This is a genomic window from Saccharothrix syringae, from assembly GCF_009498035.1.
GTDB classification, from domain to species: Bacteria; Actinomycetota; Actinomycetes; order Mycobacteriales; family Pseudonocardiaceae; genus Actinosynnema; species Actinosynnema syringae.
On the sequence record NZ_CP034550.1, the window covers coordinates 3002644 to 3023889 of the forward strand.

At 73.6% G+C, this 21246-nt stretch carries 13 protein-coding genes and 2 pseudogenes; 8 read left to right on the top strand and 7 right to left on the bottom strand.

Annotated features, from left to right (window positions below; translation table 11 throughout):
* Window positions 1–44: 44 nt before the first annotated feature.
* Window positions 45–842 carry a helix-turn-helix transcriptional regulator gene (locus EKG83_RS13850; RefSeq protein WP_211269243.1) on the top strand — a complete coding sequence of 266 codons (798 nt, stop codon included), beginning with the start codon at window positions 45–47 and terminating at the stop codon, window positions 840–842.
* Between the two features lie 98 nt (window positions 843–940).
* Here the strand turns inward: EKG83_RS13850 and EKG83_RS13855 are convergent, their stop codons facing one another.
* The 6 genes from EKG83_RS13855 to EKG83_RS13880 form a co-directional block, all read right to left on the bottom strand.
* The gene (locus EKG83_RS13855) at window positions 941–1879 is read right to left on the bottom strand and encodes an aminoglycoside phosphotransferase/kinase family protein (protein WP_033434587.1); all 939 of its coding nucleotides are present in this window, start codon (window positions 1877–1879) and stop codon (window positions 941–943) included.
* 644 nt (window positions 1880–2523) lie between these two features.
* A complete protein-coding gene (locus EKG83_RS13860; RefSeq protein ID WP_033434556.1) occupies window positions 2524–3024 on the bottom strand; it encodes a jacalin-like lectin in 501 nt (166 codons plus the stop codon).
* Window positions 3025–3039: 15 nt separating this feature from the next.
* Window positions 3040–4605 (bottom strand): PEP-utilizing enzyme, encoded by a 1566-nt coding sequence (locus EKG83_RS13865; RefSeq protein ID WP_153278061.1) that lies wholly within the window; start codon window positions 4603–4605, stop codon window positions 3040–3042.
* A gap of 44 nt (window positions 4606–4649) precedes the next feature.
* Window positions 4650–7484, bottom strand: a complete 2835-nt coding sequence (locus EKG83_RS13870; protein ID WP_170191937.1) for an ATP-binding protein — start codon at window positions 7482–7484, stop codon at window positions 4650–4652.
* A 360-nt stretch (window positions 7485–7844) separates the two neighbouring features.
* Complete coding sequence (locus tag EKG83_RS13875) at window positions 7845–8591, bottom strand: phosphate signaling complex PhoU family protein (RefSeq protein WP_063741468.1); 747 nt, start codon at window positions 8589–8591, stop codon at window positions 7845–7847.
* 151 nt (window positions 8592–8742) lie between these two features.
* Window positions 8743–9572, bottom strand: a protein-coding gene (locus tag EKG83_RS13880) for an IS5 family transposase (protein ID WP_153278062.1) whose coding sequence is annotated in 2 segments (ribosomal slippage) — window positions 8743–9218 and window positions 9218–9572 — 831 coding nt in all. Because the reading frame shifts where the segments join, the coding sequence is not laid out codon by codon here.
* Window positions 9573–10158: 586 nt separating this feature from the next.
* Between EKG83_RS13880 and kdpF the strand changes: the two genes are divergently transcribed.
* The 7 genes and pseudogenes from kdpF to EKG83_RS13915 form a co-directional block, all read left to right on the top strand.
* Window positions 10159–10260 carry a K(+)-transporting ATPase subunit F gene (gene kdpF, locus EKG83_RS13885; RefSeq protein WP_033434554.1) on the top strand — a complete coding sequence of 34 codons (102 nt, stop codon included), beginning with the start codon at window positions 10159–10161 and terminating at the stop codon, window positions 10258–10260.
* Window positions 10260–11882, top strand: coding sequence for a potassium-transporting ATPase subunit KdpA (gene kdpA, locus EKG83_RS13890; protein ID WP_033434553.1), 1623 nt, complete (start codon window positions 10260–10262; stop codon window positions 11880–11882). The genes kdpF and kdpA overlap by 1 nt, the downstream gene beginning before the upstream one ends.
* Window positions 11879–13933 carry a potassium-transporting ATPase subunit KdpB gene (kdpB, locus tag EKG83_RS13895; RefSeq protein WP_033434552.1) on the top strand — a complete coding sequence of 685 codons (2055 nt, stop codon included), beginning with the start codon at window positions 11879–11881 and terminating at the stop codon, window positions 13931–13933. Before kdpA ends, kdpB begins: the two co-directional genes overlap by 4 nt.
* A 1-nt stretch (window position 13934) precedes the next feature.
* Window positions 13935–14477 (top strand): potassium-transporting ATPase subunit C, encoded by a 543-nt coding sequence (locus EKG83_RS13900; RefSeq protein WP_033434551.1) that lies wholly within the window; start codon window positions 13935–13937, stop codon window positions 14475–14477.
* Window positions 14478–14523: 46 nt separating this feature from the next.
* Window positions 14524–17100: a sensor histidine kinase gene (locus EKG83_RS13905; protein ID WP_153278063.1), complete on the top strand. Its 2577-nt coding sequence runs from the start codon at window positions 14524–14526 to the stop codon at window positions 17098–17100.
* A pseudogene (locus EKG83_RS49560) lies at window positions 17097–17671 on the top strand (winged helix-turn-helix domain-containing protein). The gene EKG83_RS13905 and the pseudogene EKG83_RS49560 overlap by 4 nt, the downstream one beginning before the upstream one ends.
* Before the next feature lie 670 nt (window positions 17672–18341).
* Window positions 18342–18685, top strand: a pseudogene (locus EKG83_RS13915) (mycothiol transferase); the annotation flags it as partial.
* 71 nt (window positions 18686–18756) lie between these two features.
* Here the strand turns inward: EKG83_RS13915 and EKG83_RS13920 are convergent.
* Window positions 18757–21126 carry an ATP-binding protein gene (locus EKG83_RS13920; RefSeq protein WP_051766760.1) on the bottom strand — a complete coding sequence of 790 codons (2370 nt, stop codon included), beginning with the start codon at window positions 21124–21126 and terminating at the stop codon, window positions 18757–18759.
* Window positions 21127–21246 lie beyond the last annotated feature (120 nt).

Sequence of the window (21246 nt, forward strand, 5' to 3'; positions counted from 1 at the left end):
CCTGGTACCGGCAGGGCCACCCGGCGCCGGGCACAATGGCGCACGTGCCGAACGACGACCGGACGGCGTTCGGGGAGTACCTGCGCCGTCGCCGAGCAGCGATCACCCCGCCGGAACGCCCCGGCCGGGCCCGCACCCCGGCGCGGCGGGTACCGGGCCTGCGGCGGCAGGAGGTCGCCGAGATCGCGGGGATCTCCGTCGAGTACTACACCCGGCTCGAACAGGGCAGGGCGCCCCGTCCTTCCCGCGAGGTCATCGCCGCCCTCGCACGGGCGCTCGAACTCTCGGGAGCCGAGCGGGACCACGTGTTCCGGCTCGCGGGCGAGCCGCCTCCCGGACCCCGGTCACCGGGTGCCGCGATCCGCCCGGGCCTGCTGCGGATGCTGCGCGACCTGGACGACAGCATGCCGGTCACGGTGCACGACGGCCGGTTGGACCTGCTGGCCCTCAACGCGGCCTCCGCCGACCTGCTCCGACCGCTCGCCACCGCCGGCCCCTACCGGCGCAACATCGCCTACCAGGTCTTCACCGCCACGGCGCTGCCCGACCTGCTCGGCGACGAGGGCGCGGACCAGCTCACCAGGGTCGCGGCGGCCGAGCTGCGCACGGCACTGGGCCGGTACCCCGACGACCACTACCTGCGGTCCCTGCACACCGAGCTCACCGCGACCAGCGCGACCTTCCGCGACCGCTGGGAGCGGGGCGAGGTCGCGGCGTGGCGATCCGCGGTGAAGCGCATCCGCCACCCGGACCGCGGCTGGCTGAACTTCGGCATCGAGATGCTCCACGACCCCGAACGGGACCACTGGGTCATGCTCTACACCCCTCGAGACCCGGCCTGAAGGCGCGGCACCCGGCCGTGCCGCGCGACCGGGTCCACTGGGCGGATCCTCGTACCGGCGGGGTGCGGGCAGCACTGGCCCTGATCAGCCGACGCACCTCACTCCGGGGAAGCTTCCCCGCCCTGCCAGGGCTCGGTCGCCCGCCAGGTCTCCAGCGACGACGCCAGGCCGTCGGCCAGCAGCGGGAGCTGCGGGACCAGCGCCACGCAGGCGACCACCTGCAGGTCGCGCAAGCGCTCCATGGCGCGCAGCACGCCGGTGTCGACCGCCCGCAGGCCCAGATCGGCCGCGGCGGCGTTGTAGGCGGAGATCGCCTCCTCGCCCGTGTGCGCGAGGTCCCACTCGACCGGGGCGACGCCGACGTGCTCGTAGTCGGAGTACAGCACGGAGTCGGCGGTCTCGATCAGGTTGTAGTACGGGGCGTCGCCGTGCACCACCTGGACCGGGACGCCGGGGAACGCCCGCGCGAAAGCGGCGGGCGACGCGATGGCGGGCGAGAGCACGGCCCACTCGGCGCGGGCGCGGGCCAGGTCGGCGGCGGGCAGCAGGTCTTCACGACCTTCGAGGTCGTCGAAGGCGAGGTCGACGTACCCCTGCATCCCCGGGAAGAAGCCGGTCCCGCCCGGGTACTCGGCCAGGACCGCGTGCAGGCGGGCGACCGCGGGCATCCGCCTGACCGCGTCGTAGTCGTTGGGGAGCACGCCCTCGACCTTCTCCCAGAAGGTCATGGTGAAACCGTCGCGCTCGACGGGCTCCGCCGGGACGAGTCCACTCGGCACGACGGTCGGCTCGCCGCGCGACGCCAGCCACCTCGACACGTCCAGCTCCGTGCGCTGGAAGCCCGCCGAGGTGGTGCCGCGCGGGGTCACCACCGGCACGCGCGCGACGACCGGCGACGGTGCGAGGTCCACCACCACCGAGAAGACGTCGTACAGGACCTTCGCCTCGGACGCGTCCAGCCCCAGCGCCGTCGCGGCCGCGACGGCGGCGTCGCGGGCGCGTTGCGAGCGGGCGGTGCGTTCTTCCTCGGTGATCATGAACGCCACTCTAAACGCCGTCCCGACGGTCCCCACCGCCCGACGTCCTGGTGCTGCGGCCGCGGGGTCGGTTCCGGCTCTGTGGCGTGCCCGACGAACGGCCTGCTCCCGGGACCGCTGTCGAACACCTCCCGGTCGCGCGGTTCGTCACGACGCACCTCCAGGCCGGTGACATCGGCACACCGGCGGGGTTGCCCCGGTCATGCCTGCGGACCCCTCGGCCGGCGCGACGGACTCCAGGTGGCGGACACCGCGCGGGGGAGCGCCGACCCGGCTGGCGATCAGCGGTCCTGGGACCGCCTCGCGCAGGTAGCCGAGGAAGCCGATGACCTCGAACAGCTCCCCGCGGCCGAGTTTCGTCTGGAGGTCCGGCGACCGGGGCGTCGACGGACTTCCCGCGAGCGAGCACGCGACCGCGACACCGGCCACTCTCGACTCCTGCCGCGTGCCGGTGCACCTCGGCACTGGCACGCGGCAGGCCGCGGACGATCCGACAGGGCGGCAGCACACCACCGGCCCGGCCCCTGGTCGTCCCGCGGCCACGGGTGTGCGGCGCGGTCACCCCGGCGACCGTGAACGCCACCGCCGCCCCGCCGACCGGGTCGAGGTCTTCACGTCGCCGAAGACGCCGGTCCCCTGGGGAACTACCGCGACACCACGCCGGCGGGCGCGAGGGAGAGGCCGATCCGGCTGAGCACCCGCGAGGCGTTGTTGTTCGCCGGCGCGACCGAACCGAACAGCGCGCGGATCCGCTGCCACTCCGGGATGGAGGTCGTGAACGGCGTCGCCCCCTCGCCGTGGCTGCCCGTGCCGAACGGTCCGTGGACCTCGCCGCGGCGGGTCCTGAAGGTGATCGTCAGGACGTAGTCGCCGCCGAACCACCTGCCGTACTCGCCGGAGACCTCGACGATCGGGTCGTCCGGGTCGATCGGCACCTCGCCGACCAGGCCCGTGTTCGGGGGGATGCCGAGCCCGCCGTGCTCGTCGAGTTCCACGTCGACGTGCACCGCGGTGACGCAGTCGACCACGTCGCCCGACCGGAGCACCAGCTTGGTGAGCGGCTTGCCCTGCGCCTCCAGCTCCAAGGCCCGCGCGGTGTCGTCGAAGTACCCCGCGCCGACCGTGCTCAACGTGCTCTGCGTCATGACGGACGCTCCTCTCTACTCGGTGGACAGGTGGACGGTTCCGGCGGAGCCGTCCACGACGACGGCCTGGCCGTCGTGCACTCGGCTGGTCCCGTCACCGGTCGCGACGACCGCGGGAACCCGGAATTCGCGGGCGATGATCGCGGAGTGGGACAGCGGTCCGCCCCGGTCGGTGACGAGCGCGCCCGCGCGGCCGAGCAGGACCGACCAGACCGGCGGGAGCACCGGGCACACGATGACGTCGCCGGGGCGCAGCTTCGCGAAGTCCCGGTCGTCGCGGATCACCCGCGCCGGACCGCCGTAACGGCCCGGCGACGCCGGGATCCCGGTGATCGTCGTGCTCCCGCGCGCGTGGGTGCGGACGTTGCCGGCGGGCGCGGCGATCTGCTCCAGGGCCCACCGGAACGCCTCGTTCACGCGTCGAACGGGCTCGGGCAACGCCTCCAGCGGTGGTGGGGGCGCCGGAACGCCGTAGCTCGGGGGACCCGGGTGGGCCAACGCCCAGTCCCGCTCACGGCGGAACCGCCCGGCGACAGCCCGTGGGTCGGTCCCACCGCGCAACGCGGCGAGCATGTCCGGCACTTCCAGGAAGAAGACGTCGTCGGGGTCGTCGAGCGCGTTCCGCGCGACGAGCCGACGACCGGCTTCCAGCGCCGCGGCGCGGAGCAGCGCGAGCGGTGTGCTGATCGTCAGGAACTCGTTCTCCTCGCGCACCGGGTAGGCCGCACGGGCGCGGGCGAAGTCCGCCTCGAACCGCGTGCCGCCGACCGCCGCGCGTGCGGAGGCCGGGAGCGGTTCCGCGGCCGAGTCCGCCTCGGCGGGATCGCGCCGCCGCCGAGTGCGCGCGAGGTCCCGCAGGACATCCGGCAGCTCGGCGAGCGTCGGGTCGGCGAGGTCGTAGGTCAGCGCCCGATGTCCGTACCGCCGCACGTAGTCCTCGGGCGCGAGGGCTTCCAGTGCCCGCGCGGGCTCGGTCGAGCTCGTGGAGCCGCCCACCAGCAGGTCGGTGCTGCGCCCGGGCTCCCAGCCGAGGAGTTCGCGGCAGGTGAGCTCGAACGTGCCGAGCGCCACGACCACCGCGCCCCACAACCGGAAGTGGATCAGGCACCCGTCGTCGCCGAGCGCGAGCGCGGTCCCGTAGTGCCCGGCGAGCCCCTCGTCGGTCAGGGCGTCGAGGTCGACGCGGCGCAGGGCGTCGATCCGCGCCGACAGCCCGCCGCGCCACTCGTCGTGCCAGCGGCGCACGAGCCTGCCCGCCACGTCGGTCTCCACCGCGTTGACGCAGGCGCGGATCCGGCGCCGCACTTCGGGGATCGTCCGGTACAGCTCCGGCGTCAACGAGGCGGGCGGCGGCGGGCCGACCTTGTCCACGAGCGGGACCACGCGCAGGTACAGCCAGCCGCCGATCTCCTGGACGTCCAGCGTGTCGAACAGGAACCCCATCTCCTCGGCCACCACCCGCAGCCACTCCCGGTGCCGCCAGAACGGCCTGGTCAGAGGCGTTACCGGGGACGGGGCGTGGCTTGCTTCCCTGATCCAGAAACCAGGGGGCGGGTCGATGGGCACTTCCGCGGTCGACATGGACCCAGCATGGGGAAGACCTCACGGGCACACCATCGGTCGGACTACGTACCGGCACGGCGGGATTGCGTATCGGCGGCCCGTTCGGCGACGTACCGGGCGAGCTCCCGGCGTGACCTCAGGCCGAGCCGCCGGTAGATCTTCTCCAGGTGCGTGGTCACCGTGCGCGGGCTGAGGAACAGCCGCCGGGCCACCGCGGCGTTGGACAGGCCCTGCGCCACCAGCCAGGCGACCTCGGCCTCACGTGCGCTCAGCTCGCCGGCAGGCCGGTCCTTGGGCTTCGGCCGCACGCCCAGGTCGCGCAACAACCTCCGGGCCTCGGCGGACTTCGGCGCGGCGTCGAGGTCGTCGAAGGTCGCCAGCGCGCGGTTCGCGAACGCGACGGCGGCGGCCGGGTCGGTCTTCGCCGACGCGGCCGCCCGGTCCAACCGGCAGGCAGCCGCGTCGAACGGCAACCCCAGCTCTTCGAGCGCGGTCGCCGCCTTCGTGAGGAGACCGACGCCGTCCGGACCCGCGGCCAGGCCGCGCAACCGGTCGGCGACGGCCGCGGCGTACGGGAACCCCAGGGCGCGGAGGTCCGCGGCCACCCTGCCCACCTCGTCGTGGTCCCGCGCCAGCACGGCCAGCTCGCCCCGGACTCCCAGGTGCAGGACCGGGAGCGCGTACGGCCCGGTCCGCGGCACGAGCGCGGTCGCGCCGGCCAGGTCGCGGCGAGCCAGCGCGACCTGCGCGGCGATCACGTCGATCAACCGCCCGAGCCGCCGGTCGCGGTAGTTCGCGGACGCCTCGGTCAGGCACGTCTCGGCGTCGTCGACGTCACCGCGGTGCACCAGCACCATCGCCCGAGCGGCCAGCGCCAGTGAGATCCCGCGTGGGACGCCGAACCTGTGCCCCAGGGCCAACGCCTTGTCGGCCAGGGCGAGCGCGCTGTCCCACGAGCCGGCTTGGAACTGCGCGACACCGCAGAACGCCGTCGGCAGCACCTCCAGCATCGGCAGGTCCGCCGCCCGCGCCTGCTCGACGGCCAGGTCGACCCGCCGCGCGACGGCGGCGTGCTCGCCGCGCCCGAGCGCGGTGCCGAGCGAGATCAGCTGCAACGTGGTGGCGAACCCGGCACCGCCGTCGGCGGCGACCGCGGCGATCGCCTCGTCCACTTCGGACTCGTCCACGGTTCCGGTGCCGTACCCGGTGAGCTCCAGCCTGCCGTAGCGGGCGAGGGCGGACGCCCTCCGGTTCCCCGAACGCGCCGCGACCCGCTCCAGCTCGGCGACCTCGGCGGCGACCGCGGGCAACTCGTCCCGGCGGGTGTGCAGCACCAGGGCGACCTGCGCGATGTCGACCCTCAGCCCGGTCGCGTCGAGACCACGCAGCGCTTCCACGGCCTGGGCCAGGTGGTCCCGGGCCTCGGTCAACCGCCCGGCGTCCGTCTCGACCTGGGCGAGCCGCAGGAGGCGGTGGGACCGCTCGCGCGGGTCGGCCGCGCGGGTCGCCGCGTCCCACCAGGCCGCGGCGGCCTCCTCGGCGCGACCCGCGAACGACGCGGACTCGGCGAGCAAGGTCAGCAGCCACGGCACGAGGTCGTCACGGCCGAGGCGACCGGCCAGTGCCAGCGCGCTCCGCGCGTGCTGGACGCCCTCGGTGCCCGCCCGCCGGGCCGCCGCGTGTTCCGCGCCCCTCGCGAGGACTTCCAACGCCCGTGCCGGTTCGACGGCGGCACCCGCTCTGCCGACGTGGTGGGCGAGACGGCTCGCGTCCACGTGCCCTCGCCGGACGATCGCGTCGGCCGCGGCCGCGTGACGTGCCTGGCGCACGGAGGGCGGGAGGCGGGCGTACACCGCCTCGGCCAGCAGCGGGTGGGCAGCCCGGTACAGCACTTCACCGTCGACGAGTTCCTCCACCACCAAGCCGGCCAGGCGCAGGCTCGCCAACCGGTCGGCCACCTCGGGCACGTCCGCGCACACCCCGGCGAGGACGTCGAGGGTCGCGACGTCCGCGCAGACGCCGACCGCCTCCAGCACCGCCCGGTCCGCCGAGTCCAGGCCGTCCACCCGGTCCCGCAACAACTCCACGACGCTCGCCGGCACCGCGTCCACCGCGTCCGGCCCCAGCACCCAGCGGCCCGCGCTGCGGAACAAACGTCCGCTCCCGCGCAACGCCCGCACCAACTCCCGCACGAACAGCGGCACGCCGCGGGTCCTGTCCGCCAGCAGGTCCACCACCGGCGCCGGCGGCGAGTCGCCGAGCAACTCGGCCACCATGGCGGCCACGCCCTCCGGACCCAGCGGCCGCAGCGGGAGGTCCACCACCCACTCGCCACGCCGCAAGGACGCCAGCGCCGCCCGCACGCCGGCGCCCGCCTCGCTCGGGCGGTAGGTCAGCACCAGCAGGCACGACGTGCGCGCGATCGCGCGGCCCAGGTAGTGCAGCACGTCGACCGAGCTCGGATCGGCCCAGTGCAGGTCGTCCACGAGCATCGCGACCGGCCGGCGTTCCGCCGCACCGGCCACCAGCGAAGCGATCGCCTCGAACAGGCGGGTGCGCTCCAGCGCGGCGTCCCCCGACCGGGGCGCCGACCAGGGCAAACCCCCGAACAGCCGGGCGAGGTCCGGCGGCCCGTCGGCAGCGGCCTCGCGGACCAGCGGGCGCAACGCCTCCACGACCGGCGCGTAGGACAGGTCCGACTGGTAGGCGCACGCCGTGCCGCACAGCCGGCGGAACCCGCGCTCCTCCGCCCTGGCCAGGAACTCGCCGGCCAGCCGCGACTTCCCGACCCCGGGCTCACCGGCCACCGCGACGACCCGCCCGACGCCGCTCGCGACCTCGGCCAGCACCTCCTCGAAGGCCACCACCTCACGCCGACGGCCGATCAGAGCACCCACCTGGCCCCCTCGCGGCACGCCCTCCGGTGCAACCAGCCGAACCAGCATGCCGACCACCGGCCGCACCGGCCAGTGCCCGTCGCGTGAAATCAGCGGAACGGCCCAGCTGGACGAGGCCGCACCAGCGCGGACCCCGAGCACCCACGACGGGCGGCCGCACACCGGGGCCGACCCCCGTCCGCGCATCCCGATCGTCGCCGAAGCGGTGGCCCGGCCCGGGGTGCCGGAGGTGCTCACGGAGCCGGTCGCGCCGGATCGCCGGCCGGATGCCCGCCTCGACAGCGCGCAACCGAGGTCGTCCGCGTGTCCGGCACGGCGCTCGCACCGCGTCCCGGTTCCCCCGTACGCGATCTTCGCGAATCACCGCTGCGTGGTGACGACGTTCGTGCCGCAGGTCGGAGAAGTGTCGGGAACCGCGCCGGGGCCCGTCCGGTCGGCTGCGGCGGGGCTGGTCGTACCGGTGTGCTCACCGGTGGTCCCGGCGGGTGCCGTGGTGCCGCGGTGGGCGATCGTGACGGCGTGATCGGCGAAGCGCTCGTAGTTCCGGCTCAGGAGCACGGCGTCGACCGCGGCGGGGACACCGTGGGACCACCCCTGGTAGGACAGCACCGGGAACAGGGACCGGTGCAGCGCGTCGATCTCGTCGTCGGCGTGGGCCAGGGCGGTGCCGAGCACGGGATCCGGTTCGCGCACGAGGTGTGCCGCGGTCCCCGCCATGCGGACCGCGAGGTTGCCCATCTGCGCGAACCTGTTGTGCAGCAGGTTCGGGAGCACGGGGCGTGGGTGTCGGCGCAGCACGCAGGCGGCGATGTGGTGTGCGAGGTCGCCCATGCGCTCGGCGTCCTCGGCGCCGCGCAGCACCGACAGCACCAACCCCAGGTCGCCGCCGACCGGGGTCCGGGCGGAGAGCAGGACGTGCGCGTCGTGCTGGGCGTTGTCGCGTGCCCGGTCGAGGACCGGGTCGTCGGCGACGACCCGGTGCGCCAAGGTCGGGTCGTTGTCCAGCAGGGCCCGGGTGGCGCGACGCAGCGCGAGTCCGGCGAGGTCGCACATGCGGGCCAGTTGCAGCACCAGCACGTCCTGCCTGTGGCGGAAAGCGTCGCGCATCGCACCACCCCTCGGACGCGGGTCGAAAGGCTCCGGCGGGAAGTGGACCGCCGGCGTGCCCCGCACGCACGCCGCGCTCGCCACGCCCGTGTTCGATCCAAGGTCGTCGCCGGGCATGCGGCAAGGGGTGGGCAGGCGAACTTACGCGTTCCTATCGCCGCGTTAACTGGTCCTGACGAAGTCGTCGGACGTGTCGGTGGCAGATGGTGCGGGTGGCGAGGCCGGGTAGGGCTTCGTGGATGTCGTCGCGGCGTTCCCGGTGGATGCGCAGGCGCTTCATGCCGTGGTACCAGGCGATCGTGCGCTCCAGCACCCACCTGACGGTGCCCGGGCCGGGGCCGTGGGGTTCGCCTCGGCGGGCGATCCGAGGGGTGATCCCCCTGGCGCGCGGGCGCCGGCGGTACTCGTCGTGGTCGTAGCCGCGGTCGGCGTAGAGGGCCTTGGGACGGCGGCGTGGACGTCGGCGTTGGCCGCGCACGTCGGGCACCGCGTCCAGCAGCGGTTCCAGACCGATGACGTCGTTGCGGTCGCCGCCGGTCGGCAGGACGGACAGGGGGATGCCGCCGCCGTCGGTCGGGACGTGGTGCATGGAGCCGGGTCGGGCGCGGTCGACCGGACCCGGCCCGCCTGCGGGCCGCGTCGCGCGGCCCGGACGTGCGAGGAGTCGATGACGGCGCGGTCCCGGTCCGGCCTGCCCGCCGAGTGCAACTCCGCGAGCAGCACCTCGTGCGGCCACGACCGCGCACCGGCCTCGTTCCGGTCACGCAGCCGCCGCCGGCAGGTCATCCCCGAACCGAAGCCCGGCTCCTGCGGCGGGAACTCCCACCGGATGCCGGTGTGCGGCACCTGCCGGTCCGGCACCCGCTTCCGGCCCGGGTTGCGGGTCCTGCGCGGCACCACCGGCAACAACGGCTCGATCCGCTCCCACAGATCGTCGGGGACGAGCCACGGCGGCGACTCGCCCTCCTCACGATCGAACATGATCCACACCGGACGAACCCGGTACCAGCGCGGTGATCATTTTGTCAGGATCGGTAACAGGAAGCGCAGGCGGCGCACGGCGTGTCCGACGAGTTCCGGACGTTCGTCAACGCCGGTGCGGGCGCGATGATCCGTTCCACTCGTCGTGCCGGGCGAGCAGCCGCGCGCGGACAGCCGCCGAAGGAGGTGTTGGTGGCCGCCGCCGGCAGCACAGTGGTGGCGAACTGCCCCACGTAGTGGCCCGGGTCCGTGCCCAGCCCCGCGTTCACGATGGCCTCAGGACCGCAGCCGTGACTGCTGGTGACATCGGCATACCGGCGGAGTTCCCCCGATCGTGACCTGCGATCCCCCGCTGGCGTGCCCGCCGTCAACAACCCGTAAAGGAGCCGATCGGCGGCGTCAAGGACCCGTCAGCCCGTCCGGAACGCGCCCGGTGCCGGTGCACCCTTCTCGGGGTCGCGGTCCCGCGAACGGGGACCGCTCGGAGCCGGGAAGGGAGCACGCTCATGGCCGACCTGGCCTACGTGCTGCTGCTGATCGGGATATTTGCGCTGCTGGCGCTGGGCGTGCGCGGACTGGAGCGGTTGTGAGCGGTACGGGGGTGGTGGCCAACGCCGTCGGTGGCGTGTTGGCCCTGCTGTTGATCGGGTACCTGTTCGTCGCGCTGATCCGTCCGGAGAAGTTCTGATGTCCTCCACCGCGGCCGGCTTGCTCCAGGTCGGCCTGCTGATCGCCGCCCTGGCCGTGGTGTACCGGCCTTTCGGCGACTACATGGCGCGTGTCTACACCGACACCGGGCACCTCGGCGTCGAACGCGCGGTCTACCGGGTCGCGCGCGTCGACCCGGACTCCGAGCAGCGCTGGGGCACCTACGCGTGGGGGGTGCTCGGGTTCTCCTTCGTCGGCGTGGTCCTGCTCTACGTGCTCCAGCGCGTGCAGTCGTTGCTGCCGTGGGACTTCGGCCGCGGGAACGTGTCGCCGGGGATGGCGTTCAACACGGCGGTCAGCTTCGTGACCAACACCAACTGGCAGTCCTACGTGCCCGAGACCGTCCTGGGCCACACCGTGCAGATGGTGGGCCTGACGGTGCAGAACTTCGCGTCCGGCGCGGTGGGCATGGCGGTGGCGGTCGCGCTGGTGCGCGGGTTCGTGCGGTACCGGACCGACCGGCTGGGCAACTTCTGGGTGGACCTGACCCGTGGTGTCGTGCGCGTCCTGTTGCCGGTGGCGTTCGTGTTCGCCGTCGTGCTGGTCGCCACCGGTGTGGTGATGAGCCTGAAGTCCGGTGTGGACGTCGACGGGCGGACCGTGGCGACCGCGCCGGTGGCGAGCCAGGAGGCGATCAAGGAGTTGGGCACCAACGGCGGCGGGGTGCTCAACGCCAACTCCGCCCACCCGTTCGAGAACCCCAACGCCTGGTCCAACCTGATCGAGGTCTTCCTGATCCTGGTCATCCCCGTCAGCCTCACCCGCACCTTCGGCACGATGGTGGGCGAGCGCAGGCAGGGCTACGTGCTGCTGGGAGTGATGGGTGCGCTGTGGTCGGCGGTGCTCGCCGTGATCTGGGCCGCCGAGGCGCACGGCCTGCGCCCCCTGGAGGGCAAGGAACTCAGGTTCGGCATCCCCGGCAGCGCGCTGTTCGCCAACTCGACCACCGGGACCTCGACCGGCGCGGTGAACTCGACGCACGACAGCTTCACCGGCCTGGGCGGCGGGGGAGCGCTGCTGAACATGCTGTTCGGCGAGATGACACCGGGCGGTGTGGGCACCGGCCTGTACGGCATCCTGGTGATGGCCGTGATCGCGATGTTCCTGGCCGGGCTGATGGTCGGCCGCACGCCGGAGTACCTGGGCAAGAAGCTCGGCCGGCGCGAGGTGACGGCGGCGGCGGTGTCGGTCCTGGCCATGCCGACGGTGCTGTTGACCGGTGCCGGTGTCGCCGCGATCCTGCCGTCGACCGCCGGCGCGCTGAACAACCCGGGGGAGCACGGCCTGTCGGAGATCCTCTACGCCTACGCCTCGGCGTCGAACAACAATGGCAGTGCGTTCGCCGGCATCACCGTGACCAGCGACTGGTTCCAGTCCTCGCTGGGCGTGTGCATGGCGCTGGGCCGGTTCGTGCCGATCGTCGCGGTGCTGTGCCTGGCCGGTTCGCTGGCCGCGCAGCGCAAGGTGCCGGTCACGGCGGGCACGCTGCCGACCACCGGTCCGCTGTTCGCGACCCTGCTCGGCGGGGCGATCGTGCTCGTCGCCGCGCTGACCTTCGTCCCCGCCCTCGCCCTCGGTCCCATCGCGGAGGCCCTGCTGTGACCACCACCACCGAACACCCGCAGCGGACCCCGGGGGGAATCCGCGAGCGCCACGCGCGGAACCCGGGTCACCAGGTCGCGCCGGGCGCGTTCAACCCCCGGCGACTGCTCACCTCCTTCCCGGAGGCGCTGCGCAAGCTCGACCCCCGCCACCAGGCCCGCAACCCCGTCCTGTTCGTGGTCTGGGTCGGCTCGGCCCTGGTCACGGTGTTCGCCGCGACCGACCCGGACGTGTTCACCGTCGCCGTGGCGGGGTGGCTGTGGCTCACCGTCCTGTTCGCCAACCTCGCCGAAGCCGTCGCGGAGGGCCGCGGCAAGGCCCAGGCCGACTCGCTGCGCAAGGCCAAGACCGACGCCGTCGCCCACCTCACCGACGGCCGCACGGTGGCCGGCACCGAGCTGGGGGTCGGCGACCTCGTGGTCGTCGGAGCCGGTGAGGTCATCCCCGGTGACGGCGATGTGATCGAGGGCATCGCCACCGTCGACGAGTCGGCCATCACCGGCGAGTCGGCGCCCGTCATCCGGGAGTCCGGCGGCGACCGCTCCGCGGTCACCGGCGGCACCACCGTGCTGTCCGACCGCATCGTCGTGCGCATCACCGCCAAGCCGGGCGAGACGTTCGTGGACCGGATGATCGCCCTCGTGGAAGGCGCGCAACGCCAGAAGACACCGAACGAGATCGCGCTGACCATCCTGCTGTCCACGCTGACGATCACCTTCCTGCTCGCGGTCGTGGCCCTGCAGCCGTTCGCCGTCCACTCCGGCGGCGAGCAGTCGGTGATCGTGCTGACCGCGCTGCTGGTGTGCCTGATCCCGACCACGATCGGCGCGCTGCTCTCGGCGATCGGCATCGCGGGCATGGACCGGCTCGTGCAGCGCAACGTGCTGGCCACCTCCGGCAAGGCCGTGGAGGCCGCCGGCGACGTCGACACGCTGCTGCTGGACAAGACCGGCACCATCACGTGGGGCAACCGACGCGCCACCGACCTGATCCCGGCGCCCGGCACGTCGCTCGACGCGCTGGTGGAGGCCGCCCGCCTGTCGTCGCTGGCCGATGGCACCCCCGAGGGGCGCAGCGTGGTCGAGCTGTGCGCGGTCGGACACGGCCGCCCCGCAGAGGCCGACGGGCACGAGAAGACCGGCGAGTTCGTCCCCTTCACCGCTCAGACCCGGGTCAGCGGCATCGACCTCGACGGCCGCCGCATCCGCAAGGGAGCGGCGAGCGCCTTCACCCTCGACGAGCCCACCCGGGCCGTGGTCGACGGGATCAGCGCCGAGGGGGGCACCCCGCTGGTCGTGGCCGAGGACGACCGCGTGCTGGGCGTCATCCGGCTGTCCGACGTGGTCAAGCCCGGCATGCGGGAACGGTTCGCCGAACTGCGCGCGATGGGCATCCGCACCGTCATGGTGACCGGCGACAACCCGCTCACCGCCCGTGCCATCGCGGCCGAAGCCGGCGTGGACGACTTCCTGGCCGAGGCGAAACCCGAGGACAAGATGGCGTTGATCAAGCGGGAGCAGGAGGGCGGCAAGCTGGTCGCGATGACCGGCGACGGCACCAACGACGCCCCCGCGCTGGCGCAGTCCGACGTGGGCGTCGCGATGAACACCGGCACCTCGGCCGCCAAGGAGGCCGGGAACATGGTGGACCTGGACTCCGACCCCACCAAGCTCATCGAGATCGTGGCGATCGGCAAGCAACTGCTCATCACCCGCGGCGCGCTGACCACCTTCAGCGTGGCCAACGACCTCGCGAAGTACTTCGCGATCCTGCCCGCGATGTTCGCCGCGATCCACCCCCAGCTGGACCGGCTCAACATCATGCACCTGGCGTCGCCGCAGTCGGCGATCCTCTCGGCGGTGATCTTCAACGCCTCGATCATCGTCGTGCTGATCCCGCTGGCCCTGCGCGGCGTCCGCTACAAGCCCTCCAGCGCCGCCGCGCTGCTGCGGCGCAACCTGCTGGTCTACGGCCTCGGCGGCGTCGTCACCCCGTTCGCCGGGATCTGGCTGATCGACCTCCTCGTCCGGCACATCCCCGGGATCGGCTGACATGACCACCTTCGCCAAGCAGGCACTGGCCGGACTGCGCGTCCTGCTCGTGCTCACCGTGATCACCGGAATCCTCTACCCGGCCGCCGTCTGGGCGGTGTCCCGCGTCCCGGGCCTGCACGCGTGCGCCGAAGCCGTGGACACCACCCTGGTCGCCGTGCCGCGCGAGGGGGACCGGTGGTTCGCGCCCCGGCCCTCGGCCGCGACGCTGCCCGCGTCCGGCGGCTCCAACAAGGGCGAGCGCAACGCCGACCACGACGCGGTGATCGCCGAACGCCGCACCGAGATCGCCCGGCGCGAGGGCGTGAGCGGGGACCGCGTGCCCCCGGATGCGGTCACCGCCTCGGCGTCGGGCCTGGACCCGCACATCAGCACCGCCTACGCCGAACTCCAGGTGCCGCGCGTGGCCCGGGAGAACGGACTGCCCGAGGACCGGGTGCGGGAGTTGGTCGCCGGGCACACCGACGGGCGCGCCCTCGGGTTCCTGGGCGAACCGGGGGTCAACGTCACCGCCCTCAACCGGGCGCTTGACGCCGCGACGTGAGGTCGGAAAAGGGGCGCTGTCCCGACACCTACCGGGACCGGTGCGGATGAGAGAGCGCACTGGGGCCGTGAACCGCAAGCGCGGGGAGCTGCGGATCTACCTGGGAGCCGCGCCCGGCGTGGGCAAGACCTTCGCCGTGCTCGGTGAGGCGCACCGGCGTCGCGAACGCGGCACCGACGTCGTGATCGGGCTGGTGGAGACCCACGGCCGGGACAAGACCGCCGCTCTGCTGGACGGGCTGGAGGTCATCCCGCGCCGCGAGGTCCACCACCGGGGCGCGAGCGTCACCGAGATGGACGTCGACGCGCTGCTGGCCCGGCGGCCCGAGGTGGCGGTGGTGGACGAGCTGGCGCACACCAATGCGCCCGGCTCCCGCAACGCCAAGCGCTGGCAGGACGTCGAAGAACTGCTCGACGCCGGTGTCGACGTGCTGTCCACCGTCAACGTGCAGCACCTGGAGTCCCTCAACGACGTGGTGCGGCGCATCACCGGGGTCGAGCAGCGCGAGATCGTGCCCGACGAGGTCGTGCGCCGCGCCGGGCAGGTCGAGCTGGTCGACCTCACCCCCGAGGCGCTGCGCCGCCGCCTGGCCCACGGCAACGTCTACGCCGCGCACAAGATCGACGCGGCGCTGGGCAACTACTTCCGGGTCGGCAACCTCACCGCGCTGCGGGAGCTGGCCTTGTTGTGGGTGGCGGACCAGGTCGACGTGGCATTGCAGCGCTACCGCAGCGAGCAGCACATCACCGACACCTGGGAGGCCCGCGAGCGGGTCGTCGTGGCCGTCACCGGCGGCCCGGAGAGCGAGACGCTGATCCGCCGGGCCCGCCGCATCGCCGTGCGCGCCGGCGCCGACCTGCTGGTCGTGCACGTCCTGCGCGGCGACGGGCTCGCCGGACCGCCACCGGGGTCCGTCGCGGCCCTGCGCAAGGTCGCCGAGCACGTCGGTGCGACCTTCCACACCGTGGTCGGCGACGACGTGCCCACCGCCCTGCTGGAGTTCGCCCGCGGCGTCAACGCCACCCAGCTCGTCCTGGGCACCTCCCGCCGCTCGCGGCTGGCGCGGGTGTTCGACGAGGGCATCGGCGCGACCGTCGTGCAGGCGTCCGGGCCGATCGACGTGCACATGGTCACCCATGCCGAGGCGCGGCGCGGGGTGAGTTGGCGCCTGGACCGCAGCGCGCTGACCCCGTCGCGTCGCCTGCTGAGCTGGGTGCTGGCGTTGCCGTTGCCCGCCGCGGTCACCGGTCTGGGCCTGCTGACCGGGGACGAGGTGTCGTTCTCCACCGACCTGATCGGGTTCTTCCTGGCCACCGTCGTGGTGGCGCTGGTCGGCGGGCTGTGGCCCGCGGTCGCCGCCGCCCTGCTGGGCGCGGGCCTGTTGAACTTCTTCTTCACCGAGCCCTACTACAGCCTGGCCGTGGCGACCCCGGAGAACGTGGTCACGCTGATCGCGATGCTGGTCGTGGCGGTGCTGGTGGCCGCGGTGGTGGACCGGGCGGCGCGGCTGGCCGAGCAGGGTGCGCGGGCCCGCACCGAGGCCGCGTTGCTCGCCTCCTACGCCCGCACGGTCCTGACCGGCCCCTATCCGCTGGCGCGGTTGCTGGAGAAGGTGCGGGAGAACTTCGGCTTGGACTCGGTGGCGCTGCTGGAGCGCCGCGACGGGGAGTGGGAGCGGGTGGCCTGCGTCGGGCCGAAGCCGTGCGACGAGCCCGACGAGGCCGACGTCGACGTGCCGGTGACCGCCGACGTCCACCTGGCGCTGCGCGGCCGCACCCTGCCCGCCGGCGACCAACGAGCCCTGGAGGCCGCCGCCGGTCAGGCGCTGCTGGCGCTGCGCCAGCAGCGCCTGGCCGCCGAGACCGCCGACGCCCAGCGCCGCGCGGCGACCACCGAGCTGCGCACCGCCATCCTCTCCGCCGTCGGCCACGACCTGCGCACCCCGCTCACCTCGATCAAGGCCGCCGTCGGCAGCCTGCGCGACCCGCAGTTGCGCCTGCCGCCCGAGGACACCGCCGAGCTGCTGGAAACCGTCGAGATCTCCGCCGACCGCCTCAGCGGACTGATCGACAACCTGCTCGACTCCTCCCGCCTGGCCACCGGCGCGGTCGCGCCCCGGCTGCGCCCGGTCACCTACGACGAGGCCGTCGGCCGCGCCCTGGCCGGCGTCGACGACCGCGCGCTGGTGGCCGTGGAGGTGCCCGACGACCTGCCGCCGGTGGCCGCCGACGCGGGTTTGCTGGAGCGGGTCGTGGCCAACGTCGTGGACAACGCCCTGCGCCACGGCCGGCTCGCCCCGCGCCGTGCGGTGGACGTGGGCGGCGACGGCCACGTCACCGCCGACGAACCAGAAGTCGCCCTGCGCGCCAGCGCCCACGGCGACCGGGTGGAGCTGCGCGTGGTCGACCACGGCCCCGGGCTGCCCAAGAACACCGTCGACACCGTCTTCGCGCCTTTCCAACGCTTGGGCGACCGCGGCAACACCCCCGGTGTCGGCCTGGGGTTGAGCGTGGCCAAGGGGTTCACCGACGCCATGGGCGGCACCATCACCGCCGAGGACACCCCCGGCGGGGGCCTGACCGTCGTGCTGTCCTTCCCCGTGGCCGAGGCGGTGTCGGGGTGACCACCGTCCTCGTCGTGGACGACGAACCGCGGATCGTCCGCGATCCGCGCATCACCCTCTCCACCCGCGGCTGTCGGGTCCTCACCGCGCACGACGGGACCACGGCCCCGCACCAGGTCGCCGAAGGGCGTCCCGATCCGGTGGTGCCCGACCTGGGCCTGCCGGACATGGACGGCGCCGAGGTCATCGCCGGTCTGCGCGGCTGGAGCACGGTGCGGGATGCCGGCGAACCGGTCGTGCGGACCGCGTCGTCCAGGCCGCGTCGACCTGGCCGTGGAGGAGGTCTACCGCGACGAGGCCGAGGTGCACCTGGCCCCCACCGAGCGGGGGCGTGCCGGAGGTCCTGGTCCGCAGCGACGGCAAACGCGTCACCCGGAAGCAACTGCTGCGACAAGTGTGGAGTGAGCAGCACACCACCGAGACGCAGTACCTGCGCGTCTGCCCGGCCCAGCTGCGGCGCAAACTCGAACCCACCCCCTCCCGCCCCCTGCTCGCCGAACCCGGCACGGGCTACCGCTTCGCCCCCCGACGTCGACACCGCGCCGGGCATCGCGCCGTGATGAGGTTCTGAGCACGCGAAGGACCATTCGCCCCGGAGTGCGGCGCGGCCGAGGAGAAGGGACCGGGGCGTGACCGCCAACCGCGTCGAGGCCCGACCGGGCAGGCCGCCGTCGACCGGGGCGCCGGATGCCGCGGCTGCTCGCCATCCGCCGGTGGACCTCGCCGACCGGGTCGCCAGGACCTTCCGCGCTGTGCCCGCCCGGGGACCAACCACGCAGCCGGGCGGCGCGCGGCAGCCACGGCGAACGCCTGATCGCCCTCGACGCCTGGCCCACGGTGTTCGGGGCCACGCTCCACGACCCGACCACCGCTGCCGCTCCCTTCCCGCGAGGGAGGTGTCCAGAGGCGCGGTCGCGGCGGTACCGGTCGGGTGCGGGTGTCACGGACGATCGCGTCGTAGGCGTTCAACGCGTCCACGTCGCTGTAGTGGGTGCCCGGGCGCTGGTGGGCGGCGGCCCGGACCGCGGCGGCGTCGGCCGGGGGACAGGCGGCGCAGGTCGACGGCGAAGGGGCCGCCGGGGCCATGTCGGGCAGGGTGCCGGGACCCGCTCGACGGTGTCGGCGATGGCGGCGTCGCGGACGCACATCGCACCGTGCTGGTCGCTCCGGGCCATCGCCCGGACCACCGCGCCCAGGGCGGTGAGGCGCGGGGAACGCAGCGCGCGCTCGGACTCCTCGGCCGAGGTGCGCTCGACCGATGCCTGGACGGGCTCACCGAGGACCAGGCGCGCCGATCGCCGGTGCCCTCCAGGACCACGCTGCTGGGCCTGGCGAAGCGTGCGACCTCCGTCGAGAAGGTCTGGTTCGACGAAGCCGTCACGGGCCGAGATCGGCATCCCCGCCACACCGGGCCGCGTGCGAGGTGTCCCGCCGCGCGACCTCGTCGTTGGCCCTGGACGACGTGGTCCACGGCAACCGGCGCGGCCCCCTCCCGCTGCGCTGGGTGTACCTCCACGTCCTGCGCGAACTCGCCCAGCACTGCGGACACGCGGACATCCTGCGCGAGCAACTCCTCGCCGAGTAGCGCGCCGCGCCCGGCCGTGGTCACCGGCTTCTACCGCACCTGCGTGATCGACCGGGCAGGTGAACGTCCGCTCACTCCCCGTCGACGGGAGGCCGCGCGGCCAGCAGTCGCCGGACCCGTGCGATGTCGTGCTCCCGTTGCTGCTCCTCGCACCTGTTGAGCGTTTCGAGCCATATGCGGCGGGCCTGGTCCTGGTCGCCGAGCGCGGCGTGCGCGTGGCCGAGGCGTTCGAGGACGTCGGCTTCGCCGTAGGTGTGACCGAGGCGGCGACGCAGGACGAGGGCTCGTTCGTAGTGGCGGATGGCATCGCGGTGACGGCCGCGGGCGTGGTCGACGTAGCCCAGGCCGTCCAGGGCGGTGGCCTCGCCGTCGGGGTTCCGGTGTTGCGCGTGCAGGGACAGGGCCACCCGAAAGCGCTCGTGGGCGATGTCGTGGTCGCCGAGGTGAGCCGCGTACCAGCCGATCTGGTTGAGGGTGTCGGCCCTGCGGACGGGTTGGTCGAGCCGGTCGTGCAGGGCCAGCGCCGCATCGGCGTGGTCCCGGGCTCGTCGGAAGTCACCACACCACTGCCAGGCCCAGCCGAGCATCTGGTGGGTCCGGGCCTGTTCGGAGACGGCGTGGTGCTGTTCGGCCAGGGTGAGGGCCTCGTGCAGGTGCACGATCGCCGACCGGGGGTCCTCGAAGACGGCGTAGGCGATGCCGAGATTGCGGTGCGCGCTGATGCGGGCCGTGGGGTCGGCGATGTGCGAGGCGGCGTGCACGGCGGCTTTCCAGACGGACAGGCGGTCGGCGCGACGCCCTCGCCGGAAGTGGAAGGTGTCCAGGGTCCAGGCGAGCTGCCACACGGTGTGGTGCCACTCGTGGGTGGCGGCGGTGTGCAACGCGGCGAGCAGGTTCGGGTGTTCGGTGTCGAACCACGCCATGGCCTCGTCCGCGCCGGGTAATCGCTGGATCCGGGTGCCCGCCGCCGGTGGCGCCGTCCGCAGGGGATCGCGGTGCGGGTACAGGAGCCGGTCGGCGTGCCGGCCGGTGTGCAGGTAGTGGTCGACCAGGCGGCGCAGCGCCTCGCGGGATTCCCCGGGTTCTTCGACGCGTTCGTTGGTGCAGCGGCGGACGAGGTCGTGCATGCGGTACCGGTTGCGCCCGTCTTGTTCGAGCAGTGATGCCTCGTGCAGGACGCGCAGTGCTCTCGCCGCCTGGTCCGGTGCCGTCCCGGTGAGGGACGCGGCTGCGGTCGGGCCGATGTCCGGGCCGGGCGCCAGGGCCAGCAGGCGCACCACGTGCCGGTGCTGCCTGGACAGGGCGCGGTAGGAGGTGCCGAGCACGGCGGGCAGGCTCGCGGTGGGGTCGTCGTCGTCCAAAGCCGTCACGCCGAATTCGTCGATGTCGGCGGTGGCCTGCGCCAAGGGCAGACTCGGACTGGTGTGGGCGCGCCCGGCCACGATCGCCAATGCCAGCGGAAGCCCGCGGCACTGCGCGAGCAGGCGCGAGGTGGCGGCCGGCTCCGCGTCCAGCCGCGCCTGCCCCAGCCGGAGCTCCAGCGCGGCGCGGGCCTCGTCGTCGGCGAGCACGTCGAGCGGGATGTGCCGGGCACCGTGCCTGGTCACCAGCCCGTTCAAGGTCCTGCGGCCGGTGATCACGACCACGCACGACCGGCCACCCGGCAGCAAGGGCTCCACCTGCGCCGCGGACAGGGCGTTGTCCAGCACGATCAGCATGCACCGGTCTGCGGTCAAGCTCCGGTACAGCGCAGCCTGCTCGTCCAGGTCGTGCGGAACGCGACCGGGCTCGACCCCCAGGGCGTCCAGGAACCCCCGGATCGCGGTAGTCGGCCCCACCGGCTCGGCATTCGGGGTGAACCCGCGCAGATCCACGAACAGCTGCCCATCGGGGAACCGGCCCAGCCGCCGATGGGCCCAGCACAGGGCCAGCCACGTCTTCCCGATCCCGCCCGTGCCGCCGATCGTCGAGATCGTCATCCCCGCCGGTACCTCGCCCGGCGTCCGGTGGTCCACCGCGGCGTCGAGGTCGGCCAGGGCACGCTCCCTCCCGACGAACACGGTCGGCATCGCGGGAAGCTGCCGCGGTGGACGTACCTCGGGCTGCCCGTGCACGTGCACCCCGCCCGCGATGACCCCGGCCTGCACCACCGTGCCGCCCACAACCGCGGTCACCTCGTTGCGCGTTCCGACGCCGTCACCGGACGCCTTCGTGGTGATCGGCTCGGACTCGCCGGGCACAGCACGCGTCCGGTTCGACTCACCGATTGCGGCCATGGCCCTGCCCTCCGCGTGCTCGACGTGTTCCCCGAGCGAACACCACGCCACGGGCGAACTCAACGACCACGCCTTGGGCATGCGCAGCACACCGGAGTCTTCCTCGGTGCCGCAGTCGGGCATCCGCGAACCCGTGTTCGTGCCGACCAGCGGGTACAACTCCATGCCGGGTGTTCCCGTGCCACCGACCGCATGGATGCCCGAGGGGTGCTCACCTTGCGGGTAGCGCGCGGATCTGTTCCGTGGCTGCCGAGTCGCGCAGGTCCTCGCAGATGGCGAGAGGCT

Excerpts from the sequence above, each read along its gene's own strand:
- EKG83_RS13855 (WP_033434587.1), bottom strand. The coding sequence starts at position 1,879 with ATGATCACCGAGGAAGAACGCACCGCCCGCTCGCAACGCGCCCGCGAC.
- EKG83_RS13860 (WP_033434556.1), bottom strand. The coding sequence starts at position 3,024 with ATGACGCAGAGCACGTTGAGCACGGTCGGCGCGGGGTACTTCGACGAC.
- EKG83_RS13865 (WP_153278061.1), bottom strand. The coding sequence starts at position 4,605 with ATGTCGACCGCGGAAGTGCCCATCGACCCGCCCCCTGGTTTCTGGATC.
- EKG83_RS13875 (WP_063741468.1), bottom strand. The coding sequence starts at position 8,591 with ATGCGCGACGCTTTCCGCCACAGGCAGGACGTGCTGGTGCTGCAACTG.
- kdpA (WP_033434553.1), top strand. The coding sequence starts at position 10,260 with ATGTCCTCCACCGCGGCCGGCTTGCTCCAGGTCGGCCTGCTGATCGCC.
- EKG83_RS13900 (WP_033434551.1), top strand. The coding sequence starts at position 13,935 with ATGACCACCTTCGCCAAGCAGGCACTGGCCGGACTGCGCGTCCTGCTC.
- EKG83_RS13905 (WP_153278063.1), top strand. The coding sequence starts at position 14,524 with ATGAGAGAGCGCACTGGGGCCGTGAACCGCAAGCGCGGGGAGCTGCGG.
- EKG83_RS13920 (WP_051766760.1), bottom strand. The coding sequence starts at position 21,126 with ATGGAGTTGTACCCGCTGGTCGGCACGAACACGGGTTCGCGGATGCCC.